This is a genomic window from Microbacterium bandirmense, assembly GCF_037204185.1.
Lineage (GTDB): Bacteria > Actinomycetota > Actinomycetes > Actinomycetales > Microbacteriaceae > Microbacterium > Microbacterium bandirmense.
Window position 1 is genome coordinate 1 of sequence record NZ_JBBDGM010000036.1, and the last position, 1,357, is coordinate 1,357.

General features: G+C 66.2%; 1 protein-coding gene. It reads right to left on the bottom strand.

The features are described 5' to 3' along the window. Nucleotides 1–67: 67 nt before the first annotated feature. Complete coding sequence (locus tag WDU99_RS17215; protein ID WP_337333696.1) at nucleotides 68–1,261, bottom strand: integrase; 1,194 nt, start codon at nucleotides 1,259–1,261, stop codon at nucleotides 68–70. Nucleotides 1,262–1,357: the final 96 nt, after the last annotated feature.

Here is a 1,357-nt window from a genome sequence, read left to right on the forward strand (position 1 = left end):
CGTCTTGCCTCACGTCAAGATGTCCGGATGATGTTCGCGCGTGCCTCACGTGAAATGTCCGCGTAGGTCATGCTGCGGGGCGGGTGCCTTGGGTGCGTGCGGCGGCGAGGTCGATGAGTTGCTGCTGGATCTGGTTGATTCTCCGGGTGATCCTCGCCGGGTTCAGCCTCTCGTGTTCGCGGGCCAGGTGGGTGGCGGTCTTCGCGTTCAGGACGCCGGCGTCGAGGAGTCGCTGGTAGGGCGTGCGGGGCTTGTCGTAGACGCGCTTCTTGCGACCTGAGGCGGTGTGGGTCCAGTCGACGGCTTTCACGCAGGGCAGCAGGTGGTTCTTGCGGGCCATCACGAGGTCCCAGAGCTCGTTCAGCAACGCCATCTCCGCTTCGGTCTTGTAGCGGTAGCGGAACGCGTGTTTGCGGACCCAGTCGCCGTTGCGCTGCTCGACGTGCGCGTTGTCGTTGTGCTTGTAAGGACGGCCCCTTGTGACGGGGATCTCGCGTTTGTCGCACCAGGCGATCACGCCCCAGTTCATGAACTCGGATCCGTTGTCGAAGTCCATCCCGGCCACGGGCACCGGCGCCTGCTTGAGCATCCATTCCAGGGCGCCATGCACGTGCACGTAGGCGTTGTTGCGGATGGTGCGCAGCATCGTCCACCCGGCGACCGGGTCCGTTGCCGTCAGGGTGCGCAGAAACTCGCCCTTGAGGGAGTGCCCGCAGTGCGCGACGGTGTCCAGCTCCAGGAACCCCGGGACGGTGATCGGTGCGTCCATGCTGGTGCGGGTCGGGATCGACGAGCGCAGGATGTGCGCCGGCTTCGTGCCCGAGACCGCGACCGGGTAGGCGGCGTCCTTGTGCGGCTTCAGATACCGGTCGATCGTCGCCGCGCTCATCGAGCGCAGCTCATCGAGCACCGCGTCGCTCACTCGAGGCAGCACCTTGCCGAGCTCCTCGAACCGGACCAGCCGTTCCAGGGTGTCGTCCATGACCACCGCGAGGTACTTCCCCGACGGTTGCCCCGACAGCCGCCAGACCTCCTGCAGCACCACGAGCGCGTCGTAGGAGTACTTCCGCGGTCGCGGCTTGCGCTGCTGGTCCCGTGCCGCGCCTTTCCGTGCGTTCGCGGCCCGGATCGCCCGGCGGGCATGATCGCGAGTCCACCCGGTCGCGTGCACCAGCTCGTCCAGCAGCCGGCCCTTCTCGACCTTGCCCGCTTTCGAGTACTCGCGGGCGAACTTCTTCGTGATCTCACGGCGCGACGCCATCGACAGCTCCTCGTCCATAAGTGCCAGGGAACTACGCGGACATCCTCAAGTGAGGCACGCGCCGACGTTCCCGGACCTTTTACGTGAGTCAAGTCG